15 protein-coding genes are annotated in these 17,867 nt (G+C 36.4%); 5 read left to right on the plus strand and 10 right to left on the minus strand.

Features of this window, described 5'->3' with window-relative positions; translation table 11 throughout:
• Window positions 1–45: 45 nt before the first annotated feature.
• The 4 genes from Q0912_RS00695 to Q0912_RS00710 all read left to right on the plus strand — a co-directional run bounded on the left by Q0912_RS00695 (window position 46) and on the right by Q0912_RS00710 (window position 4,567).
• On the plus strand, window positions 46–207 hold the full coding sequence (locus Q0912_RS00695) for a DUF5522 domain-containing protein (protein ID WP_299110909.1): 162 nt from the start codon (window positions 46–48) through the stop codon (window positions 205–207).
• Window positions 207–2,216 carry a urocanate hydratase gene (locus tag Q0912_RS00700; RefSeq protein WP_299110910.1) on the plus strand — a complete coding sequence of 670 codons (2,010 nt, stop codon included), beginning with the start codon at window positions 207–209 and terminating at the stop codon, window positions 2,214–2,216. The genes Q0912_RS00695 and Q0912_RS00700 overlap by 1 nt, the downstream gene beginning before the upstream one ends.
• Before the next feature lie 11 nt (window positions 2,217–2,227).
• Window positions 2,228–2,764 carry a DUF4136 domain-containing protein gene (locus Q0912_RS00705; protein WP_299110911.1) on the plus strand — a complete coding sequence of 179 codons (537 nt, stop codon included), beginning with the start codon at window positions 2,228–2,230 and terminating at the stop codon, window positions 2,762–2,764.
• A gap of 123 nt (window positions 2,765–2,887) precedes the next feature.
• On the plus strand, window positions 2,888–4,567 hold the full coding sequence (locus Q0912_RS00710; protein ID WP_299110912.1) for a SulP family inorganic anion transporter: 1,680 nt from the start codon (window positions 2,888–2,890) through the stop codon (window positions 4,565–4,567).
• 3 nt (window positions 4,568–4,570) lie between these two features.
• On the opposite strand, the gene Q0912_RS00715 is transcribed toward Q0912_RS00710, so the two are convergent.
• The 5 genes from Q0912_RS00715 to Q0912_RS00735 form a co-directional block, all read right to left on the minus strand.
• Window positions 4,571–5,632, minus strand: a complete 1,062-nt coding sequence (locus Q0912_RS00715) for a bestrophin family ion channel (RefSeq protein WP_299110914.1) — start codon at window positions 5,630–5,632, stop codon at window positions 4,571–4,573.
• Window positions 5,633–5,647: 15 nt separating this feature from the next.
• Window positions 5,648–6,751 (minus strand): bestrophin family ion channel, encoded by a 1,104-nt coding sequence (locus tag Q0912_RS00720; RefSeq protein ID WP_299110916.1) that lies wholly within the window; start codon window positions 6,749–6,751, stop codon window positions 5,648–5,650.
• A 33-nt stretch (window positions 6,752–6,784) separates the two neighbouring features.
• Window positions 6,785–8,839 carry an alpha-ketoacid dehydrogenase subunit alpha/beta gene (locus tag Q0912_RS00725; RefSeq protein ID WP_299110918.1) on the minus strand — a complete coding sequence of 685 codons (2,055 nt, stop codon included), beginning with the start codon at window positions 8,837–8,839 and terminating at the stop codon, window positions 6,785–6,787.
• A 128-nt stretch (window positions 8,840–8,967) separates the two neighbouring features.
• On the minus strand, window positions 8,968–10,035 hold the full coding sequence (locus Q0912_RS00730) for a branched-chain amino acid aminotransferase (protein WP_299110920.1): 1,068 nt from the start codon (window positions 10,033–10,035) through the stop codon (window positions 8,968–8,970).
• Between the two features lie 3 nt (window positions 10,036–10,038).
• Window positions 10,039–11,325: a dihydrolipoamide acetyltransferase family protein gene (locus Q0912_RS00735; protein ID WP_299111887.1), complete on the minus strand. Its 1,287-nt coding sequence runs from the start codon at window positions 11,323–11,325 to the stop codon at window positions 10,039–10,041.
• 187 nt (window positions 11,326–11,512) lie between these two features.
• Here Q0912_RS00735 and Q0912_RS00740 point away from each other — a divergent pair, with 187 nt between their 5' ends.
• On the plus strand, window positions 11,513–11,986 hold the full coding sequence (locus tag Q0912_RS00740) for an Lrp/AsnC family transcriptional regulator (RefSeq protein WP_299110922.1): 474 nt from the start codon (window positions 11,513–11,515) through the stop codon (window positions 11,984–11,986).
• A 3-nt stretch (window positions 11,987–11,989) separates the two neighbouring features.
• Here the strand turns inward: Q0912_RS00740 and Q0912_RS00745 are convergent, their stop codons facing one another.
• From Q0912_RS00745 to pcaF, 5 genes are all read right to left on the minus strand, one after another.
• Window positions 11,990–12,586: a transferase hexapeptide repeat family protein gene (locus Q0912_RS00745; RefSeq protein ID WP_299110924.1), complete on the minus strand. Its 597-nt coding sequence runs from the start codon at window positions 12,584–12,586 to the stop codon at window positions 11,990–11,992.
• Window positions 12,587–12,696: 110 nt separating this feature from the next.
• A complete protein-coding gene (locus Q0912_RS00750; protein WP_299111889.1) occupies window positions 12,697–13,449 on the minus strand; it encodes an enoyl-CoA hydratase/isomerase family protein in 753 nt (250 codons plus the stop codon).
• A 95-nt stretch (window positions 13,450–13,544) separates the two neighbouring features.
• Window positions 13,545–16,043 (minus strand): phenylacetic acid degradation bifunctional protein PaaZ, encoded by a 2,499-nt coding sequence (gene paaZ, locus Q0912_RS00755; RefSeq protein WP_299110926.1) that lies wholly within the window; start codon window positions 16,041–16,043, stop codon window positions 13,545–13,547.
• A gap of 6 nt (window positions 16,044–16,049) precedes the next feature.
• Entirely contained in the window at window positions 16,050–16,652 is a 603-nt protein-coding gene (locus Q0912_RS00760) for a short chain dehydrogenase (protein WP_299110928.1), read from the minus strand.
• Window positions 16,653–17,861: a 3-oxoadipyl-CoA thiolase gene (pcaF, locus tag Q0912_RS00765; RefSeq protein WP_299110932.1), complete on the minus strand. Its 1,209-nt coding sequence runs from the start codon at window positions 17,859–17,861 to the stop codon at window positions 16,653–16,655.
• Window positions 17,862–17,867 lie beyond the last annotated feature (6 nt).

The following is a 17,867-nucleotide window of genomic DNA, read 5'->3' on the forward strand; positions in this document are numbered from 1 at the left end:
TCCTTAATTCAAAAATCAAACCAAATTACATTATCTTTGTGAGATATGAAGAAATACGTCCCAATTGAAGACGGAGACTACTACTTAACTCCTGAAGGTTATCGCTGTTTTACAGAACAATATCATTTAAAAAGAGGGTATTGTTGTGAAAGCGGTTGTAGACATTGTCCATATGGATTTAGTAAAGATAAATTAAGAAAAAAGTAATGCAAGTAACTGAATTATCATTTAAAGCTCAGATATTAGAAGGTATTCCTGAAACTCTACCTCAACCAAAACCTTACAATTCATCAATAAATCATGCACCAAAACGTAAAGCTATTCTCTCCCCCGAAGAAGAAAAACTAGCGCTTAAAAATGCCTTACGCTATTTTGATAAAAAGCATCACAAAGAATTATTACCAGAGTTTAAAAATGAATTAGATGCTTATGGTCGTATTTACATGTATCGTCTCAGACCAGACTACAAAATGTATGCAAGACCAATAGACGAATATCCCGCAAAGTCTAAACAAGCAGCAGCAATAATGCTAATGATTCAGAATAATTTAGATTATGCAGTAGCACAACATCCTTATGAGTTGATTACTTACGGTGGTAATGGAGGTGTATTTTCAAATTGGGCACAGTATAGATTAACCATGAAGTATTTGGCCGAAATGAATGATGAGCAAACTTTGGTAATGTACTCTGGTCATCCTATGGGGTTATTTCCTTCTCATAAAGAAGCACCAAGAGTAGTTGTAACCAATGGCATGATGATTCCTAATTATTCTAAACCAGATGATTGGGAAAAATTCAATGCGCTTGGTGTTACTCAATATGGACAGATGACAGCAGGAAGCTATATGTATATTGGTCCTCAAGGTATTGTGCACGGAACCACTATAACTGTATTAAATGGATTTAGAAAAATAGGAAAAGAGCCTAAAGGAAATTTATTTATTACTTCTGGCCTAGGTGGAATGTCTGGTGCACAACCTAAAGCTGGTAATATTGCTGGATGTATTACAGTATGTGCAGAAGTTAATCCAAAAATTACTCAAGTTAGATTAGATCAAGGTTGGATTGACGAAAAAATTACAGATTTAAATGAACTTGTAAAAAGGGTTACCAAGGCAAAAGCTAAAAAAGAAACTATTTCTATTGCGTATTTAGGAAATGTCGTTGATGTTTGGGAAAAATTTGATGAAGCTAATATTTGTATTGATTTAGGAAGTGACCAAACCTCTCTTCATAATCCATGGGCAGGAGGTTATTATCCTGTTGGGTTATCATTTGAACAAGCTAACGACATGATGGCAAATGAGCCAGAAAAGTTCAAAGTAAAAGTTCAAGAAAGCTTAAGGCAACATGCTGATGCCATAAATAAACATACAGCAAAAGGCACTTATTTCTTTGATTACGGAAATGCGTTTTTACTTGAAGCTTCTCGAGCTGGTGCAGATGTAATGTCTGATAATCCAGAATTAGGAAGAGAATTTAAATATCCCAGCTATGTACAAGATATAATGGGCCCAATGTGTTTTGATTATGGTTTTGGACCTTTCCGTTGGGTTTGTGCCTCAGGAAAGCCAGAAGATTTAGCTAAAACTGATGAAATCGCTTGTGATGTACTTGAAGATATAATGAAAAATTCACCTCAGGAAATTCAACAACAAATGGCTGACAATATTCAGTGGATAAAAGGAGCGCAGGAAAACAAACTTGTAGTGGGTTCTCAAGCCAGAATATTATATGCCGATGCTGAAGGAAGAATGAAAATTGCTGAGGCATTTAATAACGCTATTAGAAATGGGGATATTGGCTATGTCATTTTAGGAAGAGACCACCATGATGTTTCCGGTACTGACTCCCCATATAGAGAAACCAGTAATATTTATGATGGTTCGAGATTCACAGCAGATATGGCAATACACAATGTTATTGGAGATAGTTTTAGAGGTGCCACATGGGTGAGTATTCATAATGGAGGTGGAGTAGGATGGGGAGAGGTAATTAATGGTGGATTCGGCATGGTTCTTGATGGTACTAAAGAAGCGTCAACCAGATTAAAACAGATGTTATTTTGGGATGTGAATAATGGTATTTCTAGACGAAGTTGGGCTAGAAATGAAGGTGCGGTTTTTGCTATAAAACGCGCTATGGAAGTTGAGCCTAATTTAAAAGTAACATTACCAAATTACGTTGATGATGATTTATTAGAAACAATTTAAAAAAAAACAATATGAAGAAGTTACTTAAATTCACGCCCATTTTAGTGTTTGCCATCCTTCTTTCTTCTTGTAGTTCTGTAAGAGTTGCGGCTGATTATGACAGAGAGGCAAACTTTGACCAATACAAGACTTTTGCATTTTTTAAGCCTGGTATTGATAAAGCAGAAATTAGCGATATTGATAAACGGAGAATCTTGAGAGCAATAGAAGCTGAGCTTATGGCTAAAGGTATGACTAAATCAGAAAACCCAGATATGCTCGTGAGCATTTTTACTAAATCTAACCAACGTGTTGATATATACAACAATGCATGGGGAGTTGGTGGCTGGGGCTGGGGCTGGGGTCCTGGATTTGGTTGGGGTGGAAGCCAGGTTTCTACTCGAACAGAAGGCATGCTTTTTATTGATTTAATTGATACTGATAAGAAGGAACTAATTTGGCAAGGCTCAGGTACAGGTTATTTAGTAACTAAAAACGTAGATAAAAAAGAAGCACGTATTAAAGAGTTTGTTTCTAAAACTATGGAGCAATTTCCTCCATCTAAATAAAAAGAAGCTACATATTATATTAGACATAAGCACTAGATAATCTAGTGCTTTTTTTAGATTATTCATTCTATTAGGCTATAAATCTAAATACGCTATCTTTGCCGACTTTTAAGGATTTATATTATGATATTAGGCCATACTACAAGAAAAAACTTTACACAAAACCCAAAGAATGATATTCTTTCGGGTTTAACAGTTGCCTTAGCATTAGTGCCAGAAGCTGTTGCATTTGCATTTGTTGCTGGTGTAGATCCATTAGTTGGGCTTTATGGTGCCTTTATGATGGGAATTGTTACTGCTTTATTTGGTGGTCGACCAGGAATGATCTCTGGAGCAACAGGCGCTATGGCTGTTGTTATGGTACACCTTATTCAAAAAGGAAATGAAGTTGGTTTAGCATTAGATACTCCTATTGAAAATTTAGGCTTACAATGGCTGTTTATTACATTACTTTTTGTTGGCGGTATTCAAATTTTAGCTGGTGTTTTTAAACTTGGAAAGTTTGTACGATTAATTCCTCATCCTGTAATGATGGGATTTGTTAATGGTTTAGCCATAGTAATTTTCTTATCTCAGTTAGGTTTATTTCCAAATGCTGTACCTAAAGATATTTCGATATGGAGCAATACTTCTCAATGGTTTGAGGCTTTGTTTTCTAATGGTACTTTTTGGAAAATGATGGGTTTCATTGGTTTAACCATGGGTATTATGTATGGTTTACCTAAATTAACAAAGAAGATTCCTGCTGCATTAATTGCCATTATTGTGGTAGCTTGTATAACCATTTTTGGCAGTATAGAAATGAGTACAGTTGGATCCTTTATTAGAGAAGGTGGTGGTGAAGGCCTACAAGGTGGTCTACCTACATTCCAAGATCAAGTTTTTGGTTTCTTTGGTACGCTTTCTGGACATTGGGATTTAATCATTTCCACAGCGTTTATATTAGCTGCTGTAGGACTTATTGAATCATTAATGACACTCAATCTGGTTGATGAAATTACCGAAACCAGGGGCAATGGAAATAGAGAATGTATAGCCCAAGGAGGTGCAAATATGCTCAATGGTCTTTTTGGTGGTATGGGCGGCTGTGCTATGATTGGACAATCTATAATCAATGTAGATTCTGGTGGTAGAGGACGTTTATCTGGTGCGGTTGCTGCTATAGCATTACTCTGTTTTGTATTATTTGGTGCGCCATTAATTGAACAAATACCAATAGCTGCATTAGTAGGTGTAATGTTTATGGTAGTCATAGGAACATTTGCCTGGTCTAGTTTTAGAATTATTAGAAAGATTCCTTTGTCAGATGCCATAGTTTTAATTGCTGTTTCAGCTATAACAGTATGGAAAGACTTAGCCGTAGCTGTTATTGCTGGTGTTATTATTTCCGCATTAGTTTTTGCATGGAAAAATGCTACAATGATTAGAGCACGTAAGCGTATTCAAGCTAACGGCACAAAAACTTATGAAATATGGGGGCCATTGTTTTTTGGCTCTATTCAGAATTTTAATTCAAAATTTGATGCCAAAAATGACCCAGATAAAGTAGAAATAGATTTTGTCGAATCTCGAGTAAGTGACCATTCTGCTTTAGAAGCCATCTTTAACATTGTTAACAAATATGAAGCTGAAGGTAAATCTATCAAACTAAAACATCTTAGTGAAGATTGTAAAATACTGCTCAGAAAAGCCAGCCCTAAATTTGAAGAAGTTATCATCGAAGATGTAGACGACCCAAGATATCACTTAGCTGCTGATCCAGAGAAATTCACGAAACCACTTTCAGAATATAAACTAGATTAACAGCTACATCTGAACATTTTTTTCTTCAGGGAATTGACTAGGAATTTCATTTGGTTCCTCATCTAACATTTGCCTTAGATCAATCTCAATTCCGCGAGAAATAGTAGATATAGGCACATCGTTTGGACCACCTTCAAATGGGTTCTCTCCACTCCTTGCCAAACGTTCCATAGTATGAAAAGCCCATGATACTGTAGCACAAAATGGTATTGCTATCCAAATAAAATACTTTCCGACTAGGAAAAAATCATCTACCATAGTATCACCTATTTCAGCAAATTCTGGAATTAATCCAAAAGGTAATAGAATTGTAAATACTCTTGTGAGGTATAATCCTAAACTTGCATATTGCCTTGGATAAGGAAAGTTCTTTATACGTTCTGATTTTCCTTGATGTGTAAAAAGCGATTCTAAAACATTTTCAAGCTCCAGAAACGCGAATTCCCATATGAGACCTTTTTCTTTTAATTCTCTAATATGTTTTGATTGCAGGTATAATAACGCGGTTTGCTTATTGCTTTTAGATAAGACATATTTTCTTTCCTCTTCTGATAAATACATCATCAGATTATCTTCGAGAGTAGAGACTTCTTCTGGAATATGAATCATATTTCGCCATTCCTGGTTTGTCTTAGCTTTATGTTGTGTTTCCCAACTTTTACGTTGACGCATAGCATAGCGTAATGCTGTCATCCAGGCAATATGTCTATAGACCAAGGTCTTTTTATGCTTCTTTAATTCTGCATCAGAAATTGAATCATCACAATATTCATTTGACACCATATCCTGGACTTTCATACCCCAAGTTCGTGATGTATTTACAATAGCTCCCCAAATCATTCGTGCCTCCCAAATACGACCATAAGCTGAGTTATTTTGAAAACCTACAAGGAAAGCTACAGCAGTACCAATTAGTGCCACAGGTGTCCATGGTACATTTAAAAATGTAAAGCCAAATACTTTATAAAGAATAGTAATTATTCCTGCGTATAAAAGATATATTAATGTTTCACCTCTAGTCCAAAGCACCATGTCTTTGACCGAGTATCTTTTTTTGGTTAGCATAGTTCAAATTGTAATTTACATGACAATATCATTCTTCCATACATAAGGTTCAGGAATATCTGTGTCGTCAATAAGTTGTCTGATATCAATTTCAATACCTCTACTCATGTTGGTAATAGGCACGTCGTTTGGTCCGCCTTCAAATGGGTTTTCTGTATTTTCTCCAATAGCTTCCATCGTGTGAAACACCCATGCTAACAAAGCACTAAAAGGTATCGAAAACCACACAAAATGTTTTGCAATAAATTCCTGAATTAAATGCCCCCAAGATGTCCTTGATTGATGAACTGTTAACTCACTCATAATATGCTTTCCAATCGATTCAAACTCCTCCATAATTCCATAAGGAATCATCAAAATAAATAGCCAAACAAAAATATAATTCATGGTGGCATACTGTCTTGGATACGGGAAATTCTTAATACGCTCACTCTTTCCTTGGAGCGTGTAGAATTCAACCAACATATTCTCCATTTCCATATGCCTAAAATCATCTATAAGGCCTAAGGTTTTTAATTCTTTTAATCGCCTAGATTGAATCCCTAAAATTTGTGATGCTTGATTCACTTTAGCAAATAACTCATCATACTCTTTATCTGAAACATATGGACTAATAGCTTCTTTGATAGGAATTGTGTCTTCGCAAACCAAATATTGCGATTCACGAAATTCCTTATTAGATTTCTTATTTTTTAAATGCATTTCCCAAGGTTTATCCTTTCGCAATTGATATCGCAAAGCCGTAAGCCAAGCCACATGTCGATGTACTAGTTCCTTGTGTATATGATGAAGTTCAGCTTCAGAGATAGGATTTTTTGCAAATTGATTTGTAATAAAATCTTTAACTTGAATAGTCCAAGATCTCGATGCATTAACAATACCACCCCAAATTTTACGAGCTTCCCAAAGCCTATCGTATGAGGCGTTATTCTTAAAACTGACCAAAAAGGCTACAGCTGTACCTAAAACACCTAAAGGCAACCAAGGGACATGTAACCATTTTAAGCCAACAATATCAAATAGAATAACTGGTATTGTAGCTAAAATAAAAAAAAGGAATAGATACCTTCGCGTCCATTTAATGACCCCTTTTACGGGAAATATTCGTCTTGTATACATGAAATTATGTTATATCATGTAATATACAAAAGACTAATAATTAAGCAAGACTTCTATTTTAGCTTTTACCTTTTCGGTTGAAGGAATCATGGTTTGTTCTAAAGTAGAATTTAACGGGATTGCTGGCATATTTTCGCTTCCAATTGTCATTACTGGCGCATCTAAATATTTGAAACATTCTTCTTGAATTTTTCCAGCTAATGCTCTCGCAAAACTATTATTAGAAGGCTCTTCAGTTACCACTAAACATTTACCTGTTTTCTTAACTGACTTCATAATTGTGTCTTCATCAAGCGGATATAATGTTCGTAAATCAATGATTTCTATTTGATCTCGCATATCGAGTTCTCCTGACGCATTATAAGCCCAATGAACACCCATTCCATAAGTTATTATAGTCAGCGTTTCAACATCATCTTGTTTCCAAATTTCTTGAAGTACCCAAGCTTTGCCAAATGGTAATATATAATCTTCAGAAGGTTCAACGGATGTTGCACCATTTGTTCCTGGTACTTTAGACCAATACAAACCTTTGTGTTCTAATATAACCACAGGATTTGGGTCGTGATAAGCCGCTTTCATTAAGCCTTTTAAGTCAGCTCCATTACTTGGATAGGCGATTTTAATACCACGAATATTTGTAATTACACTTTCTACTGAAGACGAATGGTATGGCCCACCACTGCCATATGCACCAATGGGCACACGAAGAATCATACTCACAGGCCATTTACCATTAGATAGATAGCAACTGCGACTTACTTCAGTAAATAACTGATTGAGTCCTGGCCAAATGTAATCGGCAAACTGCACCTCAACAATTGGTTTTAATCCAACCGCAGACATTCCAACCGTGGAACCCACGATAAAAGCTTCTTGTATTGGCGTATTAAATACACGGTCGTCACCAAACTTTTGAGCTAATGTTGCTGCTTCCCTAAACACACCGCCTAGTCGTCCTCCAACATCTTGACCATATAGCAAGCATTCTTTATGCTCACGCATTAATTCTTCAACAGCAAATAAAGCACAGTCGACCATTACCACTTTATCAGCTCCTTCTGGTTCACGTGTTCCTTTTTCTTCTGTTATTGGCGTTGGTACAAAATCATGCGTAAATAAATCTTCAGGTTTTGGATTTTCAGCTTCTAAGGCTTTTTCGAAGTCTGATGTTACTTTTTCTTTAGCTTCATCTTCTATCACATTGACCTCAGATTCAGTAAACCCATTATCTAATAATTGTTGTTTTAAAACCGGATATGGGTCACGTGAACGTGCTTCGTCTAAATCATCACGATACCATTCCATTCGCACACCAGATGTATGATGATTTAACAACGGAACTTTGGCATGTACTAAAAATGGGCGACGCTCTTTACGTATAATCTCAATCACTTTTTCGATAGCTTCATAGCTTTCTATAAAATTAGCGCCATCAATTGAAATCGCATCTAAACCATGAAATCCTTGAGCGTATTCAAATGCGTTTTGCGCTCTTGTTTCTGCAGCATTCGCCGAAATATCCCATCCATTGTCCTGTACCAAGTATAAAATAGGCATTTGCTTCAAGGCAGCCATTTGGAACGCTTCAGCTATCTCACCTTCAGTCACAGAGGCATCACCAAGTGAACATACTGAAATTGGATTCTCAATAGAATCGTCATTTAAACCTTGTAATTCTTTGTATTGCATTCCCATAGCAACACCTGTTGCTGGAATAGCTTGCATACCAGTTGCTGAAGACTGGTGCGGAATTTTAGGCTTATCATCGTCTTTTAAACTTGGATGCGAATAATACGTTCTTCCACCAGAAAACGGGTCACCTTTTTTAGCTAACAACTGTAACATTAAATCATAGGGCTCTAAACCAAATGACAATAACATGGCATCATCCCTATAGTAAGGAAATGCATAATCTTGAGGTAATAATTGCATTCCTAAAGCAACCTGAATGGCTTCATGACCACGAGATGTGGCATGTACGTATTTTGAAACTTGCTTAAAGTTTTCTTCATACAACTCTGCCATAGCTTTTGCTGTGCAGAGTTTTGAAAATCCTTTTTTTAATATGTCTTTATTCATATTCATTTACTGTGAAGGCAGGAATCTTATTTTTCAACTTTATTGTTTCTGTGTTAGCGATTGAACGGTTTGTTTGAGCTCCTCGCAGAGAGCGAGTGTGAAAGCGCGACCCTTGTGGTAACACGCAAATTACGCTACACTAATTCTTTTCTTGTTTTCAGCATCCAACCAAATGTATCATCTTTCTGACCAGTTTTAATGGCATTCAAGGTATTGTTAATCTCTAATCCTACCAGACTTTCATCAGATACGTGAATGGTTTCACCTTCTAATCCAATGTCTTGAATATATGCGATACCTACTGCTGTTCCTGCTCCAAAAGCTTCTTCTAATGTTCCATTTTGAGAAGCTTCCTTTATCTCTTGCAATGTAATTAAGCGCTCTGTTACCTTAAACCCTTTATCTCTAAGTAAATCTATGACGCTCTTTCGGGTTATGCCATCTAATACAGAGCCATCTAGCTTTGGTGTAATGAAATCACCATCTATTTTGAAAAAGATATTCATCGTACCTACTTCTTGAATATACTTATGTTCTTGTGCATCTAACCACAATACCTGGTCATAACCTTTTGCTTTGGCTAATTCCGTAGGTCTAATTGCTGCTGCATAGTTACCTGCTGCTTTGGCTTCGCCTGTTCCGCCGTGTGCAGCTCTTATAAATTGCTTTTCTGCCCATAGCTTAATACGCTTACTAAAAAACGGACCAGCAGGTGATGCCATAATAATGAACTTATAATGTGTAGCGGCACGCATACCAATAAAGGGTTCATCTGCGTACATAAAAGGTCTTAGATACAAGGCACTTCCTTCTTTTGGCGGAATCCAATTATGTTCTAAACTTACCAATTCCTTTAAACCTTCAACAAATAATTCTTCGGGGAAATTTGGCATTCCCATTCGGTCAGCACTTTTGTTTAATCGCTTAGCATTTTGGTCTGGTCTAAACAACATTGGTTCTCCTTCCGTATCCTTGTAGGCTTTCATACCTTCGAAAATAGCTTGCCCATAATGCAACGCCATTGCTGCCGGATGTGTTGGAATTAGTCCCATTGGAACTATTCTTGGATTTGTCCATTCACCATTTTCATAATCACAGATAAACATGTGGTCTGTGAATGTGGTTCCTAATGGTATATTGTCGAAGTCTAAAGCATCAACTTTAGATTGTTCTACTTTGGTAATATTTATATTATAAGACATAACTTATATTTTTCTATTGATATCAAATTGTTCAAAATAATCCGCAACGCGACGTACAAAACTTCCGCCTAGAAAACCATCTACGACACGATGGTCAAAGGATAAGGATAGGTACATCATGCTACGTATAGCTATTTCATCTCCGTTTTCGGTCTCAATAACTTCGGGACGCTTTTTAATAATGCCTAAAGCTAGAATGGCGACTTCTGGCTGATTGATTATCGGTGTTCCCATAACGCTTCCAAATGTTCCAACATTAGAAATTGTAAACGTGCTTCCTTGAATATCATCGGCTTTTAATTTGTTCTCGCGAGCTTTTACAACCAATTCATTAACGTTCACAGCCAAAGTTTTTAAATCTTTAGTGTCAGCATTTTTTACTACTGGAACAATTAAATTACCGCTTGGTAATGCTGTGGCCATGCCTACATTAATATCTTCTTTTACGATGATATTCTTTCCATCTACAGAGGCATTTATGTTAGGAAAATCCTTAATGGCTTTTGCAACAGCTTCGACAAATAATGGCGTAAAGGTTAAACGTTCACCATATTTGTCTTGAAATGCTTTTTTGTTGGCATTTCTCCAATTAACCATATTGGTGAGATCAGCCTCAACATAAGCCGTGACATGTGGTGATGTATGCTTAGAATAAACCATATGGTCAGCTATCATCTGACGCATACGGTCCATTTCTATAATTTTCCCTTTTCCTTTATCAAATGTTAATTGTGGTATTCTATAAGCTGTTGGGTCTTGAGTTACAGGTTGAGCAAATTTATAAGGACGACCATCTTCTATATACTGAAAAACATCACTCTTTCTTAATCTGCCTTCTTTACCTGTTGCTGGAACTCTAGCTAATTCTTCAAAGCTTATATGAAGCTCCTTTGCAATTGAAATTATCAATGGTGAGAAGAACAACGTATTAGAATTTGATACACTAAACTTCTCAGTAGTTTGAGTTGGTGAAACTTTTGGTCTATTAGCTGATTTTGTTTGTTTCTCTTTTGAAGGCTTTTCATTCTTAGGTTTACTATCTTTTTTTACTATAGAAACAACAGCTTCACCATTGCTCTGAATTATGGCTATAGTCTCACCAATTTTAACAACATCATTAGCTTTAAACAAGATTTCTTCAACAATACCAGAAACATTAGATGGAACTTCAGAGTCAACTTTATCAGTAGCAACTTCTAACAACATTTCGTCTTCTTCGATAGTATCACCAACATTCTTAAACCACGTTATAATAGCTGCTTCAGTTATACTCTCACCCAATCTGGGCATTTTAAATTCAATTTTAGCCAATCTGAAAATAATTTTACAAGAATCAAAGATACTTAAAAGCTAATTTTTCGCATGTTAAAAACTTTTAAATTGAACTTAAACAGAATATTATTCTTTAAAAATGTCTTTATGTAGTATTTTATTCTTATATATTTACATTTCTTAATGTTAAAAAAATAATTTCCTTATGTCATATGCATTGGACAAAATAGACACACAAATCCTCTCTATTCTTCAAAAGGACAGTAATCGTACTACAAAGAGTATAGCAGAAGAGCTTGGAATGACAACTTCACCTGTTTTTGAACGCATTAAAAAATTAGAGAAAGAAGGTTATATTAAAAAATATGTTGCTGTTCTTGACAATAAGAAAATTGGATTAAAACTTACTGTATTTATTGGTATTACGCTTCAAGGCCATACCAGAAGTTATTTAGAAAAGTTTGTAACTGAGATCAATAACTTTCCAGAAGTTGTAGAATGTCACCGAGTTAGTGGAAACTATGATTATTTACTCAAATTAATAGTCGAAGATATTGAAGCTTATGAAACATTCATCATTTCGAAATTGACACTTTTGCCTTACCTTGGAAATGTTCAAAGTTTAATTACATTATCTACTGGGAAAGAAACCAATGAAATTGATTTGAGCCGAGTTTAAGTTCTATTTCTTGAAGGTTTCTCTCAATGTCTTATATATATCGTCCTGAACTTTCATATTGTCCGGAACCTCTCTTAAAGGTTCAACTTCTTTCAATGACTCGTGACAATCCGCTGGTAATTGTTGATAGAGTTCAGTCCCTTTTGTTTTCCAGGCAATCATTTCATCACTAACTTGTCTAACCACCTTAGCTGGATTTCCAACCACTAAACTACGTTTTGGGATTTTAGTTTCTGCTTTAACGAAAGCCATAGCACCAACGATAGACTCATCACCAATTTTGGCATCGTCCATAATAACCGTATTCATACCTATTAAGCAGTTTCTGCCCAAGTTAGCACCATGAATAATGGCACCGTGACCAACATGTGCACTTTCTTTTAATACAATGGACTTCCCTGGAAACATATGTATTGTACAGTTTTCCTGAACGTTAACACCATCTTCCAAAATGATCTGTCCCCAATCACCACGAATCGTAGCGCCTGGTCCTATATAGCAGTTCTTACCAATGATGACATTACCAGTTACTGCTGCTAAAGGATGCACAAAACTACTTTCGTGAACTACTGGGATATAACTTTTGAATGAATAAATCATATATTGTTAATTGTTGTCATTCAGAGCGAAAGCGAAGAATCTCATCATGAGATTGCCATACTTCGACTGCGCTCAGTACAAGCTTAAACTTCGTCCTTGCAATGACAATTCTATTTAAACCCTTTCAGTTTCTCTTTAGTAAAATCTGACAAGACTAATCTACCGCTTGTTTGTGCACGTTCTGCTAAAAGTTCATCCCAGTCGTCTGTGCCTTTCCAGAATACTCTTTTCATTTCTAGCATAGCTTCAGTGTTATATGAGCATAAATGCTCTGCTGTTGTTTTCACAGCTTCATCTAACTCTTCAGTGCTTTCATAAACATGAGTAAACAAGCCCTTTTGTTTTGCCCATTCTGCTGGATAAAAGGAATTAGCATCTATGGCAATCTGAGACATTGCGCTTAATCCCATTTTACGTTCTATAGCAGGTCCAACCACAAAAGGTCCAATACCAATATTTAATTCACTTAGCTTAATGGCTGCAAACTTAGTTCCCATGCAATAATCTGTTGAAGCGGCTAATCCAACACCTCCACCTACAGTTTTACCTTGAATACGTCCAATAATAAACTTCGGACATTTTCGCATCGCATTAATCACATTAGCGAATCCTGAAAAGAATACTTTTCCTGTTGCTGCATCATTGATATTAATGAGTTCCTTAAAACTTGCTCCAGCACAAAATGTACGATCTCCTCCACTTTTTAAAACAATAACTTTTATGTCGTCATTGTTTCCAGCATCAGTTATGGTTTGTGCTAGTTTAGCTAATATATCTCCTGGTAAAGAGTTGTGCGCCGGATGAAAAAACTCAATGTATCCTACTTCGTTTTCTATGGTTTGCTTAACATAAGGGTCACTCATATTATTTTCTTTATTTGTCATTCCTGCGTAGGCAGGAATCTATTTTTTAATTATTACTTAATAGTGGATTCCGCATCAAGTGCGGAATGACAAAACTATATTAATCCAAATTGTTCAAAGTGGTGATTTAAATGTTTTCTTTCCATTAAATACCACTCATACTTATTTAACTCTCCAAATACCATATTACTTAATGTAGCATCTGGATTTGCTTTAAAATATTCTAAATAAGCTTCACGTTGCGCTTTGAAACTTTCAACGGCAGTAGCAAAATCAGCATGCTTTAAGTCATCAAGTGTATCCTTTTCTAACAATGGAAATTGTGAATTCTGAGGAAACTTATTATAATTCCAAAGGCTGTTTTTTACTTTTTCTAAAATCTTTTCAGGGGTTGAAATTTCAAAATTCTGAATTTCCCCAGCAGCAATTTTATAGGTATACTCTAAATGTTCTAACATATGCTGAGGTGTCATGATTCCCCATTTTGGTTTTGTATCTTCTGAAAGTTTTGATAAACACTCATCAATCTTGTCGTCAGTCATTTCAACAAAAACTTCTTGCTTTTTCTGAACCATTGTTAGCACCGTTGCTAAAGCCACTAGTTCATCTTCAGCATCAAAAATCTCTGCAAACCATTTTACGATACCACTTGGATGTTCTGCTGAAGCGACGTCTCTATCTATTTTCTGCTTACAAGTTAAACGTACATAAATCGTATCGTTGTGGTATAATGGACGTAAAAATCGACATTCTTCCAATCCATAGTTTGCTGATACGGGTCCTTTATTTGGATACACAAATAAACCTGCTGCTGCAGATATTATAAAATACCCATGAGCTGTCCGCTTTTCAAAAATACTTCCGTCCAAAGATGTGATATCTGTATGCGCATAGAAATGGTCCCAAGTCACGTTAGCAAAGCTTATAATATCTGAATCTGTAATGGTACGCTTATGCGTTTTCATAGACATACCGGGTTGAATATCTTCCCAATGGTATTTAAATGGATGCTGTTCTGCCTCTTTATATTTTGCTTTTTGCTGATATATTCCTGTAATCTCAGTAATCGTTGTTGGCGACCCTTGAATCGCGGTACGTTGCAAATAGTGCTTTATACCTCGCATACCTCCCATTTCTTCACCTCCACCTGCACGTCCTGGACCTCCATGAACTAAATATGGTAATGGTGAACCGTGACCTGTGCTTTCTTTAGCCATTTCGCGATTCATGACTAAAATTCTACCATGATGACTGGCTGCATTGACTACATAATCTCTTGCAATTTTATCATCAAACGTCGCAATAGAAGATACTAAAGATCCTTTACCCATTTGTGCTAGTTTCACTGCTTCATCTAAACTCTTGTAAGGCATGATTGTACTTACAGGACCAAAGGCTTCACGTTCGTGAATGACTGTGTTTTGGAATGGATGATCTGCACGTAATAGAATTGGACTTATAAATGCGCCTTTTTTCGCATCTGCACCTATGGTTTCAATTTTATCTAAATCACCATAGACGATTTGTGCTTCCTTAGCCAAATCGTTTACCGAATCTCTAACGGCTTGAACTTGTTGATGGCTTACTAAAGAACCCATTCTCACTTCTTTTAATCTTGGATCACCAATCGTAACTTTATCTAATGCTTTTTCTAAAGCAATTTGTACATCTTCTACCAAATTCTCTGGAACGATAATTCGTCTTATGGCTGTACATTTTTGTCCAGCTTTTACAGTCATTTCTTTACGAACTTCTTTTATAAATAAATCGAATTCTGGCGTTCCTGGAACTGCATCTTCACCTAAAATAGAAGCATTTAAGGAATCTGCTTCCATAGTAAATGGCACAGATTCTTGTATCAATCTAGGATGTGCTTTTAATAAACGACCCGTTTGAGCAGATCCCGTAAATGTAACCACATCTTGAGATTCTACAGTGTCTAATATTGTTCTAACCGTTCCGTTTATAATTTGAAGCGCTCCTTCTGGTAAAATACCTGAGTCGATAATTGTTCTTGCAACAGCTTCTGCTAAATATGATGACGAAGGCGCTGGTAATACCACAGCAGGCATGCCAGCCATCCAATTCACGGCACATTTTTCTAACATACCCCAAACCGGGAAATTAAAGGCATTAATATGCACAGCAACACCCTTCTTTGGCACCATAATATGATGCGCCATAAAACGTCCACCGCGTGATAAATCAATAGCATCACCTTCTACATGAAAGGGTTGATTGGGAAATAGTTTTCTTAATGAAGCGTTAGCAAATAGGTTACCGAAACCACCTTCGATATCTATCCAACTATCTACTTTGGTAGCACCAGTTCTATAACTCAATTCATAAAACGCATCCTTTCTTTTTGTAAGATATAATGCTAATTTCTTAAGCATGTTCCCTCGCTCTTGAAAGGTCATCTTACGAAGTTGCTCTCCTCCTTTTGTTCTTCCGTAGTTTAAGATTTCAGGAATATCTAAACCTTCAATGGCTACACTCGTAAATGCTTCACCAGTAATGGCATCCAAAATTGGTGTCCCTTCTTCTTTTCCTGTTGTCCAACTCCCTTGAACGTAATGTTGTATTTTTTCCATAATAACTTAAGCCATTATTCTTAAAATTCTTCCTGTAATTTTCCCTTCGATGGATTTCACATAACCATCTACAATTTTGTGCATTGGTACTGGTGTATTTCCAGGGAAATAGTCCTTATATTTTTCAAAAGAGTCCTCTACCAAATCAGAGCAAACGACATTGATACGCTTTCCATCTTCCAACTCTAAAGCCACGGCTTTTACAAAACTATTGATTGCACCATTTACCATAGCAGCACTTGTTGTCATATCTACTGGATCATCAGCTAATATTCCGGTAGACAATGTTATTGAGCCTCCAGAATTTAGATAGTCTTTTCCTATTCTAACCACATTAACCTGACCCATCATTTTACTTTTAATACCTATGTAAAAATCGTCTTCAGACAAATTATCTAACTTATCCCATTTCGCATCACCAGCAATGGCAACAATAGCATCTAGTTTACCAACGGATTCAAACATTGATTTAATAGAACTTGAATCTGAAAAATCAACAGTCACATCACCTGAATTACGTCCAGCGATAAACACCTCATGCTTTTGAGCTAGTCTTTCACTAACTTTTTTTCCGATAGTTCCGTTTCCTCCTATAACTAAAATCTTCATCTATACACGTTCTATTATTGCTGCATAACCTTGACCTACACCAATGCACATGGTGATTAAAGCATACTTTTTATTTTGTTCATGTAATTCTAAGGCTGCAGAATAGGCTATTCTTGCGCCTGTCACTCCTAATGGATGCCCAATTGCTATGGAACCTCCATTGGGATTTAATCTTGGGTCATCATCGGCTAATCCCCAAGCTCTTGTACAGGCTAATGCTTGTGCAGCAAAAGCTTCATTAAGCTCAATCACATCCATATCATCCATGGTCAACCCTACCTTCTCTAATGCTTTATTAGACGCTTGCACAGGGCCAATTCCCATAATTCTTGGTTCTACACCTACAACAGCAGAACTTACAATTCGTGCTAAAGGTTTTAAGTCATATTTTTTAACTGCATCTTCTGAAGCAATAATTGTTGCAGCTGCACCATCATTTAATCCTGAAGAATTTCCTGCAGTAACACTACCACCTTCTTTTTTGAAAGCAGCTCTCAATTTCCCTAAAACTTCAAGTGACGTATTTGGTTTTACAAATTCGTCTTTTGAAAATTGAATTGGGTCTTTTTTACGTTGCGGAATTTCAACTGTTACTATTTCTTTGGCTAGTCTCCCATTTTCTTGAGCTTTAGATGCCTTCATCTGACTCCAATAGGCAAACCTATCTTGGTCTTCTCTCGAAATATTATATTTCTCAACCAAGTTTTCTGCAGTCATTCCCATGCCATCAGTTCCATATAACTTGTGCATTTTTGGGTTAATGAATCTCCAACCAAAGGTTGAATCATACATTTTTGAATCTCCACCAAAAGCACTTGATGGTTTCGCCATAACATATGGCCCACGAGTCATATTCTCAACTCCTCCTGAAATAAATACATCGCCATCACCTGATTTGATTGCACGATTGGCGTGAATGATTGCAGATAAACCAGAGCTACATAATCTGTTGACTGTTTCGCCAGGAACCGTAAATGGTAATCCTGCTAATAGTGAGGACATCCGTGCGACATTACGATTGTCTTCGCCTGCTTGGTTAGCGCAACCCATAATGACATCATCATAAGCGTCTTTAGGAATGCTTGGATTTCGTTTCACGATTTCTTCAATAACTATTGCTCCCAAATCGTCTGTACGAACAGCTGATAATGTGCCTTTATAATTTCCTATTGGTGTTCTAATTCCGTCTATTATGTATGCTTCTTTCATAATTCC

This window comes from uncultured Winogradskyella sp. (assembly GCF_947498345.1).
Classification (GTDB): Bacteria; Bacteroidota; Bacteroidia; order Flavobacteriales; family Flavobacteriaceae; genus Winogradskyella.